The following is a 19,461-nucleotide window of genomic DNA, read 5'->3' on the forward strand; positions in this document are numbered from 1 at the left end:
GGCGCGCCCGGGGGACGGGGCCGGCCCGGGGCCCGGGGCGGGGGGGGGTCGGCCGGGGGCCGCGGCCGTCGGCACCCCGGTCGGCGGCTCAGGCCGAGGCCTCCGTGAGGAGGGTCAGTTCGGCCCCGGTCAGGGTGAGGTCGGCGACGGCGACCAGGGCCGGGACCTGCTCCACCGTGCGGGCCGAGGCGATCGGGGCGGCGACGGTCGGCCGGGAGGCCAGCCAGGCCAGGGCGACGGTGGCGGGCTCCGCCCCGTGCGCTTCGGCGACCGTGTCGAGCGCGGTGAGCACGGCCCGTCCGCGCCCGGTCTCGGCGAGCGCCGCCGCGCGGTGGGCGCGGGCGCTCTCGACGGTCTTCCCGGGGCGGTACTTGCCCGTGAGGAAACCGGACGCGAGGCCGTAGTAGGGGACGGCGGAGATGCCCGCCCCGGCGACGACGTCCAGCAGCGGCCCCTCGTAGGTGTCGCGCGAGACCAGGTTGTAGTGCGGCTGGAGGGCGACGTACCGGGCGAGGCCTTCGGCTTCGGCGAAGTCGAGGGAGGCGCCCAGCCGTTCCGGGGAGATGTTGGAGGCGGCGACGGCCCGCACCTTGCCCTCCCGCACCAGCCCGTCGAGGGCGGTGACGATCTCCTCGACGGGGACGGACTCGTCGTCGAAGTGGGTGTAGTAGAGGTCGATGTGGTCGGTGCCCAGGCGACGCAGCGACTCCTCCGCGCCCGCCTTGATGGTGGCGGCGGAGAGGCCCTTGAAGTGGGGGTGGGCGCCGACCTTGGTGGCGACGACGACCTCGGAGCGGTTGCCCCGGGAGGCGAGCCAGCGGCCGATGACGGTCTCGGACTCGCCGCCCTCGTTGCCCTCGGCCCACGCGGAGTAGACGTCGGCGGAGTCGATGAAATTGCCACCGGCCGCGGCGTAGGCGTCGAGGACGGCGAAGGACTGGTCCTCGTCGGCGGTCCAGCCGAAGACGTTGCCGCCCAGGGCGAGGGGGAAGACGTGCAGCTCGGAGGTGCCCAGCGGGCGGAGGGTGGTCATGAATCGACCAACGGGTCCCGCCGCCGGGCCTATTCCACCGGGGTCAGATGCTCAGGCCCTTGGAGCGGAGCCAGCCGGCCGGGTCGATGCCGTCGCCGCCGGGGGTGTGGACCTCCAGGTGGAGGTGGGGGCCGGTGACGTTGCCGGTGGCGCCGACGCGGCCGATCGTTTCGCCGGTGCCCACGGTCTGGCCGACGCTGACCGTCATGGACGACAGGTGGCAGTACCAGACCTCGGTGCCGTCCTCCAGTTCCAGGACGATCCGGTAGCCGTAGGAACCGGACCAGGCGGCCGACTTGACGGTCGCGCCGTGGACGGCCTTCAGCGGGGTGCCCGTGGGGGCGGCGAAGTCGAGGCCGGTGTGGTAGCCGGAGGACCACATGGAGCCGGACTGCATGTAGGTGGAGGTGATCGTGTACGAGGAGAGGGGGAGCGAGTAGCTCGCGGCCAGCTGGGCCAGGCGCTCGGCCTCGGCCTTCGCCGCCGCTTCCGCCTCCGCCTTCGCCTTGGCCTCCGCCTCCGCCTTCGCCTTGGCTTCCGCCTCGGCCTTCGCCGCCGCCTCCGCCTTGGCCGCGGCCTCGACGGCCGCCTTCTCCGCCGCCGCCCTCTCCGCCTCGGCCTTCTCGGTGGCGTCTGCGGAGGCCTGCTGCTGCTCGGCCTGCTGGAGGATGCGGGCGCGCAGGGCCTCTCCCGCGTCGGCGGTGCCGGCGGAGACCTGCTCGGCCTGGCCGCTCCGGTCCTCGGTCGCGGTGGCGTACGTGGTGCTGGTGAGCGGGTTCGGGTTGGCGGCGGCCGTGGTGACGGGCGCCTCCTCCTCGTCGCCGGAGAGGAACGCGCCGACGCCGGGGAGGTCCTGGGCGTCCGGAAGGTCCAGGTCGGGGAGGTCGGGGAGGGATATCGCCACCGGGGGCTTCTCCTGCGCGGTGGCGAGGCCGCCCGCGCCGACGGCCGCGATCACGCCGACGCCGAGGACGGTGGAGGAGCGGGCGAAGTTGGAGCGCTGCTTGACGACCCGGTGCCGGCCGCCGGAACGGTTCTCGGCCCGGAGGGAGCCCTCGGTGGGGTTCCACTCGGTGCCTTCGGCAACGGGACCCGCACCGCCGCCGAAGGCGTCGAAGGGGGCCTCGGGTGCGGGGGTGTTGGACGCCACGGGGGCGCGCTCCTTTCCTTCCTCCTCGCCTACCGGGTTAGCTGACGGGTTCGGAGCAGGAAGGTCTCCTACGGGCTCGCTCGCGCGGGTGCGTGGTTCGCACGCGTGCGAAGGGGCCCGATTCACCCCAAGTGGTGGTTCCCCGGTTCCTTTTCAGGATTCGGCGCATGCGCACGGTGCCGCCTCTTGCGACGGCTGGGACGACCGCACTGCGTTATCGAACGTTAATAGACAGGGCCTCCCGATTCCAAGCCGTTCCCCTTGATCATTCATTGAATTAGCACGCTATGAGGCGATTTGACCCCCACTCAACAAGGCCAGGGGCACGAAGGGCGAAACCTTCAAAATCTGACGTTGTGTCAATTGTTATCGCAGTGACACCCCTCGACTACCCCTGGTGACCGGAGCCGGTCGGCGGCACGACCGGCATCGTCCGGCGCCGCTCCGGCTGCCCGCTCGCCGGCCGGCTCACCGCGAGCAACGCCATGTCGTCCGTCGCACCGCCACCCGTGTGGAGGCGCACGTCGTCCACGAGGGCATCGAGCAGTTCCTCCGGCCCCGGGAAGATCCGCCCGGCGAGCCGGGCCGCCGGATCGTAGAAGACGCCCTGCCCGTTCCGGGCCTCCGAGAGGCCGTCAGTGGAGAAGAGCAGCGTCGCACCCGGTGGGAACGGCAGGGCCTGCGCCCGGTCCGGCCACGCACCCAACTCACCCATGCCCAGCGGTAGCGCGGCCTCGTCCGGCTCCAGGGGGGCCAGTCGCCCGTCCCCGTACAACAGCAGCGGCGGCGGGTGCCCGCGGTTGACGACCCGGACGAAGCCGTCGAAGGTCCCGCTCCCGCCGGCGTGCGGGACCTCGGCCAGCACCGCGGTCGTGAACCCCTCGACCGCGTCGAGCTCGTCCCGGCGGGTGCCCTCCCGCGCCAGTGCCCGCTCCAGCCGCTGCGCCACCCCCTCCAGGGACCGCTCCTGCTCGGCCGCCTCCCGGAAGGCCCCCACGATGACGGCGACCGCCTCGACCGCGTCCATCCCCTTGCCCCGCACGTCCCCGACCACCAGCCGCACCCCGTGCGGGGTGTCCTGCACGGCGAACAGGTCCCCGCCGATGAACGCATCGGCCTGCGCCGCCTCGTACCGCGCCGCGCACTGCAGCCCGCCGATCCGCTCGGCGGGCGTCGGCAACACGGCCTTCTGCGCCGCGGCGGCGATCACCCGCGCCGAGGCGAGCCGCTCGCCGCTGCGGCGCACGACCCGGTTGATGAGCAGGGCGAGCACGGAGACGGTGACCACGGTCAGGGTCTCGGTGAGGGGCGGGATGTCGAAGGAGGTGCCGTTGTAGACGTGCAGTCCGATGGAGGCCAGCACCGCGGCGATGCCGGTGAGCAGACTGGTCAGCGTCGAGAAGAAGGGCGCGGCGATCAGCGGGGCGGCGGAGAAGAGCGGCGCCGCCGTGTACGCGGGCGGTGTCAGCAGGTCGAAGACGACACCGCCCACGATGACCAGCGGGGGCAGGGTGCGGAGGAACCGCCGCACCCCGCCGTACGCCGGACGGGCCTCGTCGCGCCGCCGTGCTCCGCGCGCCGCTCCCACGGGGTGCCCCACCTGTGCTCTCCTGCCCGGTCCGACCGGCCGCGGTCCGCACCGCGCCCTCCCAGGGTCGCCGCCGTCCCGCGCGGCGGCGACTCCCGGGCGGCCGACCGGTGGACGGCGTCAGCCCGACGCCGGGACGGCGACCCCCTCGGCGAGCCGCCCGCCCCGGGCCAGCAGGGCCATCGCCGCCGCACACACCAGACCGACCCCGCACAGCGCGAGCCACGGCACCGCCGACCACCCGGTGACGTCCAACAGCGCGCCCGTCCCCAGGTTCCCCAGGGTGATGCCGATCCCGCACACCGTGTTGTAGAGCCCGTAATGGGTGGCGACCCAGCGGCCCCTGGCCAGGGCGACGACGGTGTCCATCTCGTACGGGTAGAGCACCGCGTTCGCAACGGCCAGCACCGCCGCGCACAGCAGCAGCCCCGCCACGCCCCGGCCCAGGGCGGCCGGGAGCAGGAAGGCACTGCCCATCAGACCGAGTCCGAGGACCAGGCACCGCTCCCGGCTGAGGCGGCGCCGGCACCAGGCCGTGATCCTCAACTGCCCGACGAGTGCGACGAGCGCCGAGACCACGAACAGCGCGGTCGTCGTCGCCCTACCGCCCGCGGCGAGCGGCAGCGCCAGGTAGACCTGGAAGGACAGCACGTACGAGCCGGTCATGGCCAGCGAGAAGAGCCAGAAGGTGCGGTGCGCGAGCACGGTGCGGAACTGCCCCCGCTCCCCCTCCCCGGCGGCACCGGAGGCGGTCCGCACGGGCAGGTGCCGCAGCTGGACCAGGGTCAGCCCGGCGAACAGCACCGCCGCCACCACGCACGTCAGCCGGAACGACACCCCCGTCAGGGCCACCCCGACGAGCGGCCCGAGCAGGATGCCCGCCTGGTAGTAGGCGTTGAACAGCGCGAAGGCCTCCACCCGTCGCTCCTCCCCCGCCTCCGCCGCGAGGCAGGCCCGCACCGCCGGGTTGAACAGCGCGCCCGCCAGTCCCGTGGCGAGCGAGGCGGCGATCAGCCACGGCAGCGACTGTGCGAGGGCGAGCGCCCCGAAGCCGACCGTCCGCAGCGCACAGCCGGCCACGATCAGCGGTTTGAAGCCGAGCCGGTCGGCGAGCGCCCCGCCGACGAGGAACATGCCCTGCTGGGAGAGGTTCCGGGCGCCGAGGACGAGGCCGACGGCCCAGGCGGCCATCCCGAGCCCGTCCGCCAGGTGCGCGGCCAGGTACGGCATGAGCATGTAGAAGCCCAGATTGATGGTCAGCTGGTTGAGGAAGAGCAGCCGCACGGCCGGGTCGAAGCTGCGGGTCTGCCTCCAGATGCCGCCCTTGGCGGGCGCGGTCGCCGTGGTCACCGGGCCCTCCCCAGGTCCCGGCGGGTCCAGCCGCTGACGGTCTCGCCGTGGACGTACCCGGCCGGCTCCTCCCGCACGGACCCGTCGAGGAGGCCGTGCGCCGCGCAGAACTCGTCGTTGAAGACGGTGTCGAAGTACCGCTGCGGCCCGTCCGGGAAGACCGCCGCGATCCGGGTCCCGCGCGGCCTGGTGCGGGCCAGCCATCCGGCGACCAGCGCGACCGCCCCCACGCTCCAGCCTCCCGTCGCGAACTGGCGGGAGGCCAGGCGGCGGGCCGCCCGCACCGCCTCCGCCGGACCCACCCAGTGGACCTCGTCGAAGGCCCCGTGGTCCACGTTGGCCGGGTGGATGGAGGAACCGAGGCCACGCATCAACCGCTCCCCGGCCGGCAGCCCGAAGACGGTGGAGTTCACGGAGTCCACGCCGACCAGCTCCAGGGCCGGACTGCTGGTGGCGCGCAGGGCCCGGGCGATCCCGGCCGAATGGCCCCCGGTGCCGACCGCGCAGACCAGGACGTCGATCCGGTCCAGTTGCGCGGACAGCTCGGCGGCGAGCCCCGCGTACGCATCGGGGTTGTCGGGGTTCCCGTACTGGTCGGGCCACCAGGCGCCGTCGAGGCCCTGCAGCAGCTCGGCGACCCGGTCCATCCGGGCCTGCTGCCAACCGCCCCGCGGGCGCGGCTCGCGCACCAGGTGGACCCGGGCGCCGTGGGCGACGAGCATCCGCTCGACGATCGGTTCGAGACCGGGGTCCGTGACGATGTGCACGGGGTGGCCGTGGAGCACGCCCGCGAGGGCCAGACCGAGGCCGAGGGTCCCGGAGGAGGATTCGACGATCGGGGCGCCCGGCCGCAACTCCCCGCGGCGACGGGCCTGCTCGACCATGTAGAGGGCGGCGCGGTCCTTGATGCCGCCGAAGTTGAAGCCTTCGAGCTTGGCCCAGTAGCCGTCGTCCGTCCACAGGACGGGGGTGTTCCCGACGGTCTGGACGTGGGCCGGGGCGGTGGGCAGCGGGGCGGTGGACAGCGGGGAGCCGGTCCGTGGTGCGCTCATGGCGGGGTACGTCCTTGCTGGTGGGTACGCGGAAGGGAACCTGGTCACGCGGGTGCGGGACCCGGTTCAGTTCCGGTCCACTCCGAGGGCGATCAGCAGAAGGCCCGGCTCGGGGCCGGGTCCCGCCCTGCCCCGGACGCAGCGCGCGCGGGGGTCGGTGCGGAGGTCCGCCGCGTACGACCGGGCCGTGGCGCCGCCGGCGTCGGGCGCGGCGAGCTGGGAGGCCGCACCCTGCGCGGGCAGGGGCGCGTCGAGGGACCACGGGTCACCGGAGCGCTCACAACCGTGCGGGGAGACGGGGGCGAAGACGGTGGCCGGGGCGGAGGTCGGCAGCCCGTGCCCGTGGGAGCCGTGGCAGACGCCGACGAGGAGCGCGAGGAGCGCAAGCAGGACGAGCACGGCGGGCGCCCGCCGGCTCAGGTCCCTCATGCACCCGTCGTCACTCATGGTGCGCGTGAGACTACGGTGGGGCATCGCGCGCCCACAAAGAGGCGGGCACGGTTTTGGCCACCGTTTACTTCGGGCAGCGGATCACCGGGGTCCCGCGGGCTGCGGGCTGCCGTTCCCCGGGGGTTCCGCACGCCGTGGGCAGCGGATCAGTCCGGGTGCCGCTCCGCATAGACGGTCATCGCGTCCCGGACCAGGAGCGCGGCGCCCTCCCCGTGCTTGTCGTAGTGGGCGGTGAAGCGCGGGTCGTCGACGTACATCTGGCCGAGTCCGATCAGATACTCCTTGCTCGGCGTCGCGGTCTTCGACAGCCATGCGACCTGGCGCCGCACGATGGCCTGCACCTCCTCGCCGTCGGCGGCGAGACCGGCCCGCGCCGCCCGCCCGAAGTCGCGGGCGATGTCGGCCTGCTCCGCCACGAACGCCTTCTTCTGCCCGGCGTCGAGCGAGCGCCACCAGCGGTCGCCCTCCGCGTACGCCTCGCTCCCCCAGCGCTCGGTGACCTCCTCCTCGTACGTCGTGTGGTCGAAGCCGTCGAACACTTCGTCGGCCATGAGCTCTTCTCCCTTCTCGGTCTTCTCCAGAGTGGTCCGCACCGACGCGATCTGGCGTCCGATGCGCTCGCGTTCCTGTTCCAGCAGGGCGAGGTGGGTGCGCAGGGCGGCGGAGGCGTCCCGCTGCCCTGCGAGGACCTCGGCGATGGCGGGCAGCGAGAGCCCGAGCTCGCGCAGCAGCAGGATCCGCTGCAGCCGGACGAGCGCCGCCTGGTCGTAGTACCGGTAACCGTTCGCACCGATCCGGCTCGGTTCCAGCAGTCCGCGCTCCCCGTAGTGCCGGAGGGTGCGGCTGGTGGTACCGGCCTTCTTGGCGATCTCCTGGATCGACCACTCCATGCCGAGAACGCTAGATCTTGACGTAGCGTCAAGGTCAAGCGGAAGGCGGCACGACACGACGAAGGCCCGGATCCTCATGGATCCGGGCCTTCGTCCTTCAGTAGCGGGGACAGGATTTGAACCTGCGACCTCTGGGTTATGAGCCCAGCGAGCTACCGAGCTGCTCCACCCCGCGTCGGTGAACCTGACTCTACGGCATGACCGGGGCAATCACGAAATCGGTTTCCCGTCAGCAGCCGCAGTCCTCGGATTCGAGCGGCGCCGTCAGGGGGTCGGCCGCCTTCCGGGCGTCCCCCTCCCAGGTCTCGTACGCGAAGCCCTCGCGCACCCAGTACTCGAAGCCGCCCAGCATCTCCTTCACCAGGAAGCCCTGCTCGGCGAGGGCCAGCGCGGCGCGCGTGGCGCCGTTGCACCCCGGGCCCCAGCAGTAGGTGACGACCGGCACGGACCGGTCGAGCAGTTGCTCGGCCCGCTCGGCGATGAGCGCGGTCGGCAGGTGGACCGCGCCGGGAACGTGCCCCTGGTCCCAGGAGGCGGTCGAGCGGGAGTCGAGGACCACGAAGCCCGGGTCGACGCCCTCGGCGGCGGCGGTGTCGAGCGCGGAGGCCACGTCGGAGACGTCGGCGTGGAAGGCCAGGCTCGCGGAGAAGTGCGCGACCGCGGCGGCGGGAGGGGCGGGCGGGGTGCGGAGCACGGGGTTGACCCGTGTCGTTGTCGTCGTCATGGTGATCAATCTACGAACGAAGGACGCGGCACTGAAGTGCAGATCCACGGCACTGAGGATGCATTGCCGTGAAATCCCCGGCACTTGGCACAGGATGCCGGGGATCTCACCCAGCGGGCCGCCGGGCCCCTCCGCCACGCGGACCGGTGCCGGCACGGGTGTCACATCGACGGGATGCCAACCGTCATCAGGGCATGACGGGACTCGAACGGGGAGATCGACGAGTGGACCACGACAGGAACCACCTCCAGGACGGCGGCACGCGCACCGACCGGGAGCTCCTGGCCCGACGCTTCGACGCCGACCGCGGCCACCTGCGGGCGGTCGCCTACCGGATGCTGGGTTCGCTCGCCGAGGCCGAGGACGCCGTCCAGGAGACCTGGTTCAAGCTCAACCGCAGCGACGTCAGCGGGGTGCAGAACCTCAGCGGTTGGCTGACCACGGTCACCGGCCGGGTCTGCCTGGACATGCTGCGCTCACGCGGCTCGCGCCGCGAGGAGCCGCTGGAGCACTACGTCCCCGACCCGGTCGTCCGGGTGGCCGACACCACCGACCCCGAGCACACGGCCGAGCTGACCGAATCCGTCGGGCTCGCGCTCCTCGTCGTCCTGGACACCCTGGCACCGGCGGAACGACTCGCCTTCGTCCTGCACGACATGTTCGCCGTCCCCTTCGACGAGATCGCGAAGATCGTGGACCGCGCTCCGGCCGCGACCCGCCAGCTCGCCAGCCGCGCCCGGCGCCGGGTGCAGGACGCCGCCCCGGCCCCCGGCCCGGACGCACGCCGCCAGCGGGAGATCGCCGACGCCTTCCTCGCCGCGGCGAACGGCGGCGACTTCGAAGGCCTGCTCGCCGTCCTCGACCCGAACGTGGTGCTGCGCGCGGACGGCGGCATGACCCTCGCGGCGGCCTCCAAGGTCGTGCGGGGCGCCGAGGCCGTCATCGCGCAGGCCCTCACCTACGCGAAGTTCCGCAGGGGGTCGCTGCGGGTCGTGGCCAACGGTCAGCCCGCGGTCCTCTCCGTCACCGACGGGCGCCCGGGGGCGCTCATGGCCTTCACCATCGTCGAGGACCGCATCGTCCACCTGCACGTCCTGGCCGACCCGGAGCGGATCGCCGCGCTCGGCTTCACCGAGGAGGACCTGGCCCGCGCGACGTACTGAAGCTCCGCCACGACCCGACGGAGGTCACTTCTCCCTGGCCGCCCGCCAGGTCGTGGCGGCCAGGGACACCCCCGCGCTCGCGACGCCCAGGAGGGCACCGGCGGCGACGTCCCCCGGATAGTGCACACCGGTGTGGACGCGGGAGTAGCCCACGGCCCACGCCAGGGCCGCGAGGGGCACCGTGGCGGCCGGCAGCACCGAGCCCACGGCGGTCGCGAAGGCCACCGCCGACGCCGTGTGCCCGGACGGGAACGAGGCCGAGGCCGGCATGGGGACGTGCCGGCCCACCACCACCCGGGCGGCCTCCCGGTCCGGCCTCGACCTCCGCACCAACCGCTTGCCCAGCAGGTTCGCCGAGGCCGAGGCCACCGCGATCGCCCCGACCCCGGCGAGCGCGGCCCGCCGCGGCCGACCGGGCACCAGGGCCAGTGCAGCGGCGACGGTGAACGAGATCTTGGAGTGGTCGGCGGCCGTGGAGAGCCGGCGGAACGCCGTGTCGAGCGTGGGGGTGGACGTGGCGGCCACCGCGGCGTACACGGCGCCGTCAACGGCCCGGACGTCGTGCAGCACCGCCCGGAGGGTCCCGTTCGTCGAGTCGTCCGTCATGCGCCGCTCCTCAGGTGCAGGGGGTAGGGGGTACGGGGGGGTGAGGGGTACGGGGGTTCACCGGGTCGCCGCACGCGACCCGGCCCCCGGGACGGGCCCGTCGAAGGCCAGTCGGACCAAGCGCCGCCAGTCGAGCGGCGGCGGGGGCGGGGGCGCCCCCGGCCGGTCGCGCGGCACCCGGACCCGCAGCGCCCGCGGACGGAGGGTGCACACGACGGGCGTGGGCAGGGTCAGCGCCTCGCCGTCCACGGCGACGGGGATGACCTCCCCGGAACCGTTCCCGACCACCACCCTACGGGCCGTCAGGACGTTCAGGCCGGCCGCCTGGGTCCCCAGCACCGCCAGTTCGGCGGCTTGCGCGGCACCGTCCACCCGGATGCCGATCACCCCGAGCGCACCCCCGTCGAGCCGGGTCCGGCGGGCGGCGACCGAGCCGAACGGATCGGGCGCCGCATACGGGTTGTTGCTCACGAGGATCGCCTGCTGACCGGTGAGCGGGGTGGCATCGGCGGTCGCGTCCAGACGCCCGCCCTCCCCTCCCTGCAGCAGGTCGGGCAGGACGTCGAGCGCGGTGCCGGCCTTCGCCTCGCGGTACTCGGGGTGCTGGACGACGTCCGCGTACACCCCGAAGGAGACGGTGTTGACGAAGGGCCGCCCGGCGACCGACCCCAGGTCGACCAGGAGCTCCTCCCCGTCGACCAGGGCGTCGAGACAGCGGGACGGGTCGGCCCGGTCGAGCCCCAGGTCGAGGGCGAAGTGGTTGCGGGTGCCGGCCGAGACGACCAGGAACGGCAGGCCGTGCTCGGCGGCGACCTCGGCCACCAGGGCCTGCGTGCCGTCGCCGCCGGCCACCCCCAGGAGATCGGCGCCCTCGGCCACGGCCTTCCGGGCGATCTCGGCGACGTCGGCCGGCCGGGACGGGTCGAGCAGGACCACCCGAGCGCCCAGCCGCTCCGCACGCTCGACGAGTCGGAAGCGGGCGACCTTCCCCCCGCCGGACTTCGGGTTCATGATCAGTACGGGCTTCCGCGGCCTGGTGACCGGGGCAACCGCCCCCCGTACGGCCCGTCCCTCCTCGGGACGGCGCAGCGCGGCCCGCGCGCAGTACAGCGCCACGGCCCACAGCGCGAGCGCCACGAGCGCGTTCCCCCAGACGCCCCCGACCACGAACAGGACCAGGGTCACGAGCGGCGCGGCCACCGCGAGCAGTGCCCCGGCCACCCGCTGCGGCCCCCGGTACGCGAGGAACCACCAGAGCCCCACGGCCGAGGCCGCGAGCCCCGCGACCCCGCTCAACAGGATGAGCATTCCGCCGCCGAGGGCGGTCAGCAGCGCCGCGACCGCGGCCCCCGTGGCGAGCAGCGCCCAACGGGCCAACCGCCGGGCCTCCCCCGCCGGATCACCGGAACCACTGGCCGACACCGGCCCCACCTCCACACTCCGCGTCCACGCTTGCGCACGCTCCTGCGAACCGCCCCCGGACGGACCCGCCCGACGGAAGGACGGAAGGACCGCCCGGAGGACAAGACGGAGGAACACCGGGCGCAGTTCTCCGAAGGACGGAACCCCTACCGGAACGACGTTCCCCGTACGAACCCCCCTCCCCACCCCACGTGACCCGGATCACACCACGGGGGCGACGAATCCTCCGCCCCGCCCCGGTCATGACTGCGACACCACACGATCGGAGGAAGGCCCCATGGCCCAGGCACTCACCGCTCCCGCCCCGCCCGCGACCCGGCCGGCGCACCGCACCGCGCTGACCGGTGCGGCCGTGGCAGGACCGTCGTTCCTCCTGCTGGGAGCGGCCCAGGGGCTGGCCCGGGACGGATTCGACTTCACCCGCAACGCCCTCAGCCAGCTCGCCCTCGGCCAGTCCGGCTGGATCCAGACGGTCAACTTCCTGCTCACCGGAACGCTGTTGCTCGCGGGCGCCACCGGTCTGCGCCGAACCCTGCACGGCGGCCCCGGCAACACCTGGGGCCCGGTACTGCTCGGCGTCTTCGGCACCTCCTTCTGGGCCGCCGCGGCCTTCCCGGCAGACGCGGGGGCGGGCTTCCCCGAGGGCTCCCCGGACCCGCTGACGATGAGCGGGCACGGCGCCGCCCACATGGTCGCCGGAACGGTCGGCTACCTCGCCCTGTGCGCCGCGTTCCTGGTCCTGGCCCGCCCGCTCGCCGCCCGGGGCCACCGGGGCTGGGCCGTGGCCTCGCGTCTCGCACCGGTCGTCGTGCTCGCCGGTTTCACGGCCTCCGCGGCCTCCGTGCTCGCCTTCACCACGGGCGCCGGCCTCGGCCTGCTGTGGCTGACCGCCGTACTGGTGCGGCTGGGCACCGCCCACACCCCCTCCTAGCCGCCGCACCACCCTCCGAGCCCCCTCCCACCCGACCGAGACCCACCGCACAGGAAGCGAGGAAGCCCCGTGGCCGACGCAGTGAAGGGCCCCGCCAGCTACTTCCCCTCCATCGAGAAGAAGTACGGCCGCCCGATCGCCGATTGGCAGGACGCCATCCGCACGTCCCCGCTCACCCGACACATGGAGCTCGTGAACTGGCTGAAGGCGGAGCACGGCCTCGGCCACGGCCACGCCAACGCCCTCGTCGCCCACACCCTCGCGGAGCGCAAGGAGAAGTGATCGGGCGGGGAGCGCCAGCGCGCCCCGCCCACGCGACGCGAGGGGCGCTCCCCGGCAGACCGGAGGATGTCCCGCGTCCGCCTCGGACGGACCGTCAGGAAGCCGCGCCACCGGCCCGGCGGGCCGGTCAGCTCGCGCTCATGCCCCGGTCCGGCCACACGCCGCGTTCCTCGCGCAGCGCGCTGATCCTCCGGGACGCCTTGACGAACGCGTAGTCCGTGCGGCCGTCGTCGGGCGACGACCTGCGGGACTCCTTGTTCACGGTCAGGTACCGCGTGCATGCGTCCGGATCGTCCCCGAACCGGTAGCGGACCAGCGCTCCGTCCTCAGAGACCTTCAGGAAAGAGACGAGTGCGGCCACGGCGCACACCCTTCCTCTCCTGACGACCGAGCCCCTTCCCGGGGCACCCGGCCCCGTCCGCTCACGCAGCACTCCCGCACGCCCCCGGAGCGCCCCACCCGGTCGCAACCGGGTGGGGCGCTCCTCGGCAGGTCGAAGGGTTTCCCCTCCCCCACCTCGTGTAGGCCGTGTGGGACTCGAACCCACAACCAATGGATTAAAAGTCCACTGCTCTGCCAATTGAGCTAACGGCCCGTGGACAAGCACACCCGAGCAGCATAGCCCGAGAGGGCCCGGGAACCGACCGGGTATCCGACACGGGCCGTCGTGGCGGGTGACCCGCCGGTCTGCCGGGGCGGTTCGACCGCGTGCGGTCCGGGTCGGGGCGCGCGGGGAAACGGGGCAGGGCCCGTACGAACACCTGGTGTTCGTACGGGCCCTGCCCCGTCGTACTACGCGATGTCAGCCGTTGCGCTTCCAGCGCGGCTTGTCGTCGCGGCGGCCGAAGGAGCCGCCGGTGGAACCGGCGCCGCGGTGGTCGTCACGACGGCCGTACGGGCGGTCGCCGCCCGAGCGGTGGCCGCCGGAGGGGCGGTCGTCACGACGGTCGCGGTTGAAGGGGCGGTCGCTGCCGCGGTGGCCGCCGGAGGGGCGGTCGTCACGACGGTCGAAGGAACGGCCGCCGCGGTCGTCGCGGTTGAAGCCACCCGACGGACGGTCATCGCGACGGAACCCACCCGACGGACGGTCATCACGGCGGAACCCACCACGGTCACCACCGCGGTCACCACCGCGGAAGCCGCCGCGGTCATCGCGGTGGTTCCCACCGCGGTCACCGCGGTCGCGGCGCTCGAAGTTGCCCCGCTCGTCGCGGAAGGTCGGACGCTCCTCGCGGCGCTCCTCGGCGCGGGCGGCGCGCTCGGCCTCGACCGCAGCGGCGGCGACCTCGGCCTCGGCGGCCTCGGTCACCTCGGCCACCGCGGCGTCCGGGTCCTCGCCGCGCTCACGGGCGGCGCGGGCCACCAGGCGGTCGGCCTCCTCGCGGAGCTCGACGGCGCGGCGCTGGAGGCGCTCCAGCTGCTTGGTCAGGTCGACGACCTCGCGCTCGGCCTGCTTGGCGAGGTTGTTCGCGGAGTCCGCCTGGACCTCGGTCAGCGAGCGGGCGCCGGTGATCTCGGCGACCTCGGGGTCGAAGGCGCCGGCCCCGCCGACGATGTGGCGCGAGGCGTCGACGCCCGCGTCCTCCATCAGGCGGAAGATCTGGCGGCGCTGGTGCGGCAGCGCCAGGGAGACCACGACGCCGGAACGACCGGCGCGGGCGGTGCGGCCCGAGCGGTGCAGGTAGTCCTTGTGGTCACCGGCCGGGTCCACGTTCAGGACCAGGTCGATGCCGTCGACGTGGATGCCGCGGGCGGCGACGTCGGTCGCGACGAGCGCGTTGACGTAGCCGTCCTTGAAGTCGGCCAGGGTGCGCGTACGGGCGCCCTGGGTCATGCCGCCGTGCAGGGCGTCGGCCTTCACACCGGCCTCGCGCAGCTGCTCGGCGATGCGGTCAGCGCCCAGCTGGGTGCGGACGAAGATGATGGTGCGGCCCTTGCGCGCGGCGATGGCTGCGGTGACCGGGGCCTTGTCCTTCGGCTTCACGACGAGGACGTGGTGGGTCATCGTCGTGACGGCACCGGCGGACGGGTCGACCTCGTGGGTGACCGGGTTCACCAGGTAGCGCTTCACCAGGGTGTCGATCTCGTTCTCCAGGGTGGCGGAGAAGAGGAGGCGCTGACCGCCCTCGGGAACCTGGTCGAGCAGCTCGGTGACCTCGGGCAGGAAGCCCAGGTCGGCCATCTGGTCGGCCTCGTCGAGGACGGCGATCCGGACGTCCTCCAGGGAGCAGGCGCCGCGGTTGATGATGTCGCGCAGGCGACCCGGAGTGGCGACGAGGATGTCGACGCCGCGCTCCAGGGCGTAGATCTGGTTGCCCATGGACGTACCGCCGCAGACGACCTTCATCTTCAGGCCGAGCACGTCGCCGTAGGGCTGGAGGGCGTCCGCGACCTGCATCGCGAGCTCACGGGTCGGGGTGAGGATGACGCCGCGGGGCTTCTTCTTCTCGGTGCGGCCGTCCGCGAGGGTGGCGAGCAGCGGAAGACCGAAGGAGAGGGTCTTGCCGGAGCCGGTGCGGCCGCGGCCGAGGATGTCCTTGCCGGCCAGGGCGTCCGGGATGGTCGCGGCCTGGATGGGGAAGGGGGTGGTGACGCCGTTCTGCGCGAGCTTGCGCACGACGCCCTCGGGCAGACCCAGGTCGCCGAAGGTCATGGTGGGCTCGGCGGCCTCGACGGCCTCGTCGGAGGAGCCCTCGACGACGGTGTCGTCGGCCTCGGTCACGACGGTTTCGGTGGCCTCGACGGCCTCGACGATCTCGTCGTTCTCGGGCATGACGGCGTGGTCAGAACTGAAAATGGACATGCGAAATGCGAAACCTTCCGGAGTCTCGGCACGCGCCCGTCAACTCCGTGTTTTCGCAAATCGACCGCCTCAATGCGGTCAGCCACGGCTAGGGAGAGTACGCGCCACGCGGCGCTCTTCTGTGTCGGCGCCGGGCAATGGGATCAAGCGATCTACCACCATACGCACCCTCCCCCACCCGTGGCAAATCGGACTCCGTCACGCCGGCTCGACCTGCGGGGATGCCTCCGGCTCCGCGGACGTGCCCGACTCGCCCGCCGCCCACATCGCACCCATCTGGGCATCGGTGCCGGCCGTCGGCGCCTCGGTGGGGTTCGAGGTCGGCTCCGGCGTCGGCTCCGGGGTGGGGTTCGAGGTCGGCTCCGGCGTCGGGGTGGGCTTCGGAGTGGTGGGCGCGGCCGTCGGCGCGGGCCCGCCGCCCGACCCCCCGGCGTCCGCGCCGCCGGCACCGCCGCCACCGCCCGCGCTGGCCCCGCCGTCGCCGTCGCCGTCGGACCCGCCGCCCGCGGTGTCACGGTCGTCGGGCGTCGGATGCGCCGTGGACGGGCCTCCGGACTCCCCGGGACCTTCCACCGGCAGCACCTCGCCGGGCGAGGGCTCCGCCGTGCCCGACGGCGAGCCGCTCGGCACCGGGGACTCGCTGCCCTCTCCGGCCGCGGTCGGTCCGCTCCGCTCCGACCGGCCGCCCCAGGAACCGCCGCCGCCCTGGAGCCCGCCGCCCCCGTCGACCTCCGCCGCCACGCCCTTCGTCCCGCCGGACACACCGGGCGCCGGCTTCGCCCCCTCGTCGCTCACACTCATACAGCCACTCAGACCGGCACAGGCCGCGACGGCCAGCGCGGTGGCAGCCCATTTCACCGGGGCGGGCAAATGGCGCACGGGGGCACCTCCAGGAGACAGCGGGCAGGAACGGAACGCGTCGCACTGCCCAACTCCCCCGACCCCGCAAGGGACACGGCCCCGCAGGGCCGCTCCGTCCCCGGCGGCAACCGCTCCACCCGGTCCCGCCGGGCGCCCCGACTCAGCCGTAGCCGAGCGCGTGCAGCCGTTCGTCGTCGATGCCGAAGTGGTGGGCGATCTCGTGAACCACCGTGATCTCGGTCTCCGCGACCACGTCCTCGCGCGACTCGCACATCCGCAGCGTCGGCCCCCGGTAGATCGTGATCCGGTCCGGCAGCACGCCGGCGTACCACTCGCCGCGCTCGGTCAGCGGCGTCCCCTCGTAGAGGCCGAGCAGCTCGGGGTCGTCCGGGGAGGGCTCGTCCTCCACGAACACGGCGACGTTGTCCATCAGTCGCGTCAGCTCCGGCGGAATCCGGTCCAGGGCCTCAGCGACGAGCTCCTCGAACTCCTCGCGCATCATCTCCAGCACGCGCCCATTCTCCCCCGCCCGGAGGCGCCTCCCACGGGGGAGGGGAAACCGTTTTGGCGATACCGGCCGCCATCCCATATGCTTCTCACGTCCCCGAGGCGCTGCGAAGCGCCCAGGCGGGCCTTTAGCCCTCATCGTCTAGTGGCCCAGGACGCCGCCCTTTCAAGGCGGTAGCACGGGTTCGAATCCCGTTGGGGGCACGCATTAACGTGTGCGAGACTAGTGCTCGCACATTGCAAGGTCCTGTGGAGCAGTTGGTTAGCTCGCCACCCTGTCAAGGTGGAGGTCGCGGGTTCAAGTCCCGTCAGGATCGCTGAGGCCAGAAATGGCTTCGTCTCCTCGCTCTTCGAGCAGGGGGGACAGCCCCGGCTGGGTAGCTCAGTTGGTACGAGCGATCGCCTGAAAAGCGATAGGTCGCCGGTTCGACCCCGGCCCCAGCCACAAAAAGAAGGCCCCGTTCGAAAGAACGGGGCCTTCTTCGTGTGCCCGTCGGGAAACCGTAGTGCCGGGAAGCCGCGGCCTCGGGAAACCGCGCTGCGGGGAAGGGGCGTGCGTGTCCCTTCCCCGCACTCCTCAGGCCTTGCCGCCCCGTCGGCCCTTCCGGCCGCGCACCGCGAGCACCACCGCCACGGTGGCCACGACCGCGAGGAGCAGCGCCCCGTCGGGAACCGAGCGCCCCCACGCGCCGACCCGCTCCTCCACGGCGAAGGACTCCTCCACCGTCAGCAGGCCCGGCAGGGCCGTCGTGCCGTCGAACACCAGGAAGAGCGCGCCCAGGGCGACGAAGAACAGGCCCGAGAGCACCGAAGTGGAATGCGCCTCGAAGCGCCCGACCCGGATCGGGCGCCCGCGGAGCCAGCGCCGCCGCCCCAGGTCGTAGCGCTCCCAGAGCAGCGCCAGGACGAACAGCGGGACCGCCATGCCGAGCGCGTACGCGGCGAGCAACAGCCCGCCGTACGCCGGGCTGCCGCTCAGCGCCGCCACCGTCAGGACGCTGCCGAGGATCGGCCCCGCGCAGAAGCCGGCGAGGCCGTAGACCAAGCCGAGGGCGTAGACGGAGAGGGCGGACGTCGGCCGGATGCGGCCGCTCGCCTCGGCGATCCGGCGGGAGGTGAAGCCCAGGCCGAGGATCTGGAGGACGCCGAGCCCGACGATCAGCCAACCGCCGGCGGTGACGAGCAGCTCCCGGTGGCCGTAGAAGAACCGGCCCGCGAGGGAACCTGCCGCGCCGAGCGGGACGAGGGTGGTGGCCAGCCCGGCGTAGAGGATGCCCGTCCTGGCCACCAACTTCGCCCGCGTGTCGATCGAGTACGCGAAGAAGGCGGGCAGGAGCAGGGCGCTGCACGGACTGAGCAGGGCGAGCAGTCCGCCGAGGAAGGCGGCGAAGTAACCGATGCCGGAGGTCATCGGACGGCCCCGGAGGGGGCGGCCCCCTCGGCCGCCGGGGACCCCTCGGCCCCCGGGGACCCCGGGGCCTTCGCCGACGTGGCCGCCTCGGCCGCCGCTTCGATGGCCTCGGTGAAGGTCTCCAGGGGCTGGGCACCGGCGATCGGGCGGCCGTTGATCAGGAAGGACGGGGTGGAGGCGGCGCCGAGCTCGTACCCCTCCGCCTGGTCCTTGCCGACCGCCTCGCGGGCCGCCGTGCCGTCGGCGTCCTCGGCGAACCTGGCCGCGTCGGGAACGCCGGCCTCCTGGGCGAGGGCGACGAGCCGGTCCTTGCCGTACCCCTTCTCCTTGGCGCCCTTCGCGTAGGCGGCGGCGTGGAACTGCCAGAACCGGCCCTGCTGCCCGGCGGCCCAGGCGGCACGGGCGACGGCCTCCGACTCCTCGCCGAAGATCGGGAAGTTCCGCCACTCGATGCGCAGGGTGCCGTTCTCGACGTACTTCTCCACCAGGACGGGTTCGGTCTCCCGGGCGAACTGTCCGCAGTAGCCGCACTTGAAGTCGGCGTACTCGATCAGGACGACGGGGGCGTCGGCGCGCCCGAGGGCGAGGCCGTCGGCCGGGTCGCGGCGGGCGTACGCCGCCAGCTCGGGGTAGGTGCCGGCGGCCGGGTCGGCGGAGACCTCGGCGACGGTCGAGGAGCCCTGCGCCCCGGGGGAAGAGGGCTTGGTGGCGGTGTAGGAGGCGACGCCGAGCAGCACGGCGGCGACCGCCACTCCGGTGACGACGGCGATCGGCTTGGACGTGGAGGTGGACATGCGGAAGCGCTCCTGGACACGGAAGGGAGGAAGGACGAGGACGACGGCAGGGGTCGTCCCGTCTACACCCTCAGGACCGAGAGCTCCACGGGGGACGGAGGGACGCGCGCGGGTGCTTCCCGCCCCGGCGGCAAGGCCCGGCCGACCGGTTCCGGCTGCCGGCCGCGGCACGACGCCCGGTCGCCCGCGAGCGTGGACAGCAGATCGGCGAAGCCGTGCGCGCGGGGTGGTACGACGGGGCTCACGGCCCCTTCGTCGACCGGGTGGAGCGGGTCGCAGCCCGGCACGGCGGCTCCGAGCACGGGTACGTCCGGGGGCGTTGCGGGGGCGCCCGCGGAAGCCCCGCAGACCAGCAGGCCGAGCAGCAGCCCCATCAGCACGACGAACGCCGCCGGCGCGCGGGTGGTGCGGAACATGCGAAACCCCTCCGGTCCGGGCGGCGTG

The 19,461-nt window shown here is 73.5% G+C and carries 20 protein-coding genes, 5 tRNA genes and 1 riboswitch; of the genes, 6 read left to right on the plus strand and 19 right to left on the minus strand.

Going from position 1 to position 19,461, the window contains the following annotated elements:
• Positions 1-88: 88 nt before the first annotated feature.
• From ACFW22_RS22105 to ACFW22_RS22145, 9 genes are all read right to left on the minus strand, one after another.
• Entirely contained in the window at positions 89-1,033 is a 945-nt protein-coding gene (locus ACFW22_RS22105) for an aldo/keto reductase (protein WP_386407297.1), read from the minus strand.
• Between the two features lie 43 nt (positions 1,034-1,076).
• Positions 1,077-2,183 (minus strand): M23 family metallopeptidase, encoded by a 1,107-nt coding sequence (locus ACFW22_RS22110; RefSeq protein ID WP_386407300.1) that lies wholly within the window; start codon positions 2,181-2,183, stop codon positions 1,077-1,079.
• An 11-nt stretch (positions 2,184-2,194) separates the two neighbouring features.
• Positions 2,195-2,359: riboswitch (cyclic di-AMP (ydaO/yuaA leader) on the minus strand.
• A 212-nt stretch (positions 2,360-2,571) separates the two neighbouring features.
• On the minus strand, positions 2,572-3,783 hold the full coding sequence (locus ACFW22_RS22115; protein WP_386407303.1) for a PP2C family protein-serine/threonine phosphatase: 1,212 nt from the start codon (positions 3,781-3,783) through the stop codon (positions 2,572-2,574).
• Between the two features lie 108 nt (positions 3,784-3,891).
• Complete coding sequence (locus ACFW22_RS22120) at positions 3,892-5,121, minus strand: MFS transporter (RefSeq protein ID WP_386407306.1); 1,230 nt, start codon at positions 5,119-5,121, stop codon at positions 3,892-3,894.
• Positions 5,118-6,173 (minus strand): PLP-dependent cysteine synthase family protein, encoded by a 1,056-nt coding sequence (locus ACFW22_RS22125; protein WP_386407309.1) that lies wholly within the window; start codon positions 6,171-6,173, stop codon positions 5,118-5,120. The genes ACFW22_RS22120 and ACFW22_RS22125 overlap by 4 nt, the downstream gene beginning before the upstream one ends.
• 66 nt (positions 6,174-6,239) lie before the next feature.
• Positions 6,240-6,602: a hypothetical protein gene (locus tag ACFW22_RS22130; RefSeq protein ID WP_386407312.1), complete on the minus strand. Its 363-nt coding sequence runs from the start codon at positions 6,600-6,602 to the stop codon at positions 6,240-6,242.
• Between the two features lie 167 nt (positions 6,603-6,769).
• Positions 6,770-7,513, minus strand: coding sequence for a MerR family transcriptional regulator (locus ACFW22_RS22135; RefSeq protein ID WP_386407315.1), 744 nt, complete (start codon positions 7,511-7,513; stop codon positions 6,770-6,772).
• A 101-nt stretch (positions 7,514-7,614) separates the two neighbouring features.
• A tRNA-Met gene (locus tag ACFW22_RS22140) sits at positions 7,615-7,688 on the minus strand.
• 54 nt (positions 7,689-7,742) lie between these two features.
• The gene (locus ACFW22_RS22145) at positions 7,743-8,237 is read right to left on the minus strand and encodes a rhodanese-like domain-containing protein (protein ID WP_386407318.1); all 495 of its coding nucleotides are present in this window, start codon (positions 8,235-8,237) and stop codon (positions 7,743-7,745) included.
• A 194-nt stretch (positions 8,238-8,431) separates the two neighbouring features.
• Here ACFW22_RS22145 and ACFW22_RS22150 point away from each other — a divergent pair, with 194 nt between their 5' ends.
• The gene (locus tag ACFW22_RS22150; RefSeq protein ID WP_386407321.1) at positions 8,432-9,400 is read left to right on the plus strand and encodes a sigma-70 family RNA polymerase sigma factor; all 969 of its coding nucleotides are present in this window, start codon (positions 8,432-8,434) and stop codon (positions 9,398-9,400) included.
• A 24-nt stretch (positions 9,401-9,424) separates the two neighbouring features.
• Here ACFW22_RS22150 and ACFW22_RS22155 read toward each other — a convergent pair whose 3' ends face one another.
• Positions 9,425-10,006 (minus strand): phosphatase PAP2 family protein, encoded by a 582-nt coding sequence (locus ACFW22_RS22155; protein ID WP_386407324.1) that lies wholly within the window; start codon positions 10,004-10,006, stop codon positions 9,425-9,427.
• A gap of 57 nt (positions 10,007-10,063) precedes the next feature.
• Positions 10,064-11,428, minus strand: a complete 1,365-nt coding sequence (locus tag ACFW22_RS22160) for a diacylglycerol/lipid kinase family protein (protein ID WP_386407327.1) — start codon at positions 11,426-11,428, stop codon at positions 10,064-10,066.
• Between the two features lie 277 nt (positions 11,429-11,705).
• Here ACFW22_RS22160 and ACFW22_RS22165 point away from each other — a divergent pair, with 277 nt between their 5' ends.
• Together ACFW22_RS22165 and ACFW22_RS22170 are read left to right on the plus strand one after the other, a co-directional pair.
• Positions 11,706-12,359: a DUF998 domain-containing protein gene (locus ACFW22_RS22165; RefSeq protein ID WP_386407330.1), complete on the plus strand. Its 654-nt coding sequence runs from the start codon at positions 11,706-11,708 to the stop codon at positions 12,357-12,359.
• 69 nt (positions 12,360-12,428) lie between these two features.
• Complete coding sequence (locus ACFW22_RS22170) at positions 12,429-12,641, plus strand: DUF4287 domain-containing protein (RefSeq protein ID WP_386407333.1); 213 nt, start codon at positions 12,429-12,431, stop codon at positions 12,639-12,641.
• 127 nt (positions 12,642-12,768) lie between these two features.
• Here ACFW22_RS22170 and ACFW22_RS22175 read toward each other — a convergent pair whose 3' ends face one another.
• The 5 genes from ACFW22_RS22175 to ACFW22_RS22195 all read right to left on the minus strand — a co-directional run bounded on the left by ACFW22_RS22175 (position 12,769) and on the right by ACFW22_RS22195 (position 16,816).
• Entirely contained in the window at positions 12,769-13,002 is a 234-nt protein-coding gene (locus tag ACFW22_RS22175) for a hypothetical protein (RefSeq protein WP_386407336.1), read from the minus strand.
• 161 nt (positions 13,003-13,163) lie between these two features.
• Positions 13,164-13,236: transfer RNA gene (locus ACFW22_RS22180), tRNA-Lys, on the minus strand.
• Positions 13,237-13,443: 207 nt separating this feature from the next.
• Complete coding sequence (locus ACFW22_RS22185; protein ID WP_386407339.1) at positions 13,444-15,444, minus strand: DEAD/DEAH box helicase; 2,001 nt, start codon at positions 15,442-15,444, stop codon at positions 13,444-13,446.
• 198 nt (positions 15,445-15,642) lie between these two features.
• The gene (locus ACFW22_RS22190) at positions 15,643-16,245 is read right to left on the minus strand and encodes a hypothetical protein (protein WP_386407342.1); all 603 of its coding nucleotides are present in this window, start codon (positions 16,243-16,245) and stop codon (positions 15,643-15,645) included.
• A 220-nt stretch (positions 16,246-16,465) separates the two neighbouring features.
• Positions 16,466-16,816: a metallopeptidase family protein gene (locus ACFW22_RS22195; protein WP_386407345.1), complete on the minus strand. Its 351-nt coding sequence runs from the start codon at positions 16,814-16,816 to the stop codon at positions 16,466-16,468.
• Between the two features lie 127 nt (positions 16,817-16,943).
• On the opposite strand from ACFW22_RS22195, the gene ACFW22_RS22200 reads away from it, so the two are divergent.
• The 3 genes from ACFW22_RS22200 to ACFW22_RS22210 all read left to right on the plus strand — a co-directional run bounded on the left by ACFW22_RS22200 (position 16,944) and on the right by ACFW22_RS22210 (position 17,257).
• Positions 16,944-17,016: transfer RNA gene (locus tag ACFW22_RS22200), tRNA-Glu, on the plus strand.
• A gap of 39 nt (positions 17,017-17,055) precedes the next feature.
• Positions 17,056-17,129 (plus strand) — tRNA-Asp (locus ACFW22_RS22205).
• Positions 17,130-17,183: 54 nt separating this feature from the next.
• Positions 17,184-17,257 (plus strand) — tRNA-Phe (locus ACFW22_RS22210).
• Between the two features lie 132 nt (positions 17,258-17,389).
• Here ACFW22_RS22210 and ACFW22_RS22215 read toward each other — a convergent pair.
• From ACFW22_RS22215 to ACFW22_RS22225, 3 genes are all read right to left on the minus strand, one after another.
• The gene (locus ACFW22_RS22215) at positions 17,390-18,223 is read right to left on the minus strand and encodes a cytochrome c biogenesis CcdA family protein (protein WP_386407348.1); all 834 of its coding nucleotides are present in this window, start codon (positions 18,221-18,223) and stop codon (positions 17,390-17,392) included.
• Complete coding sequence (locus ACFW22_RS22220) at positions 18,220-19,017, minus strand: DsbA family protein (RefSeq protein WP_386407351.1); 798 nt, start codon at positions 19,015-19,017, stop codon at positions 18,220-18,222. Before ACFW22_RS22220 ends, ACFW22_RS22215 begins: the two co-directional genes overlap by 4 nt.
• Before the next feature lie 62 nt (positions 19,018-19,079).
• Positions 19,080-19,433: a hypothetical protein gene (locus ACFW22_RS22225; protein WP_386407354.1), complete on the minus strand. Its 354-nt coding sequence runs from the start codon at positions 19,431-19,433 to the stop codon at positions 19,080-19,082.
• Positions 19,434-19,461: the final 28 nt, after the last annotated feature.

Origin of the sequence: Streptomyces sp. NPDC058872 (assembly GCF_042743065.1) — a bacterium.
GTDB lineage: Bacteria > Actinomycetota > Actinomycetes > Streptomycetales > Streptomycetaceae > Streptomyces.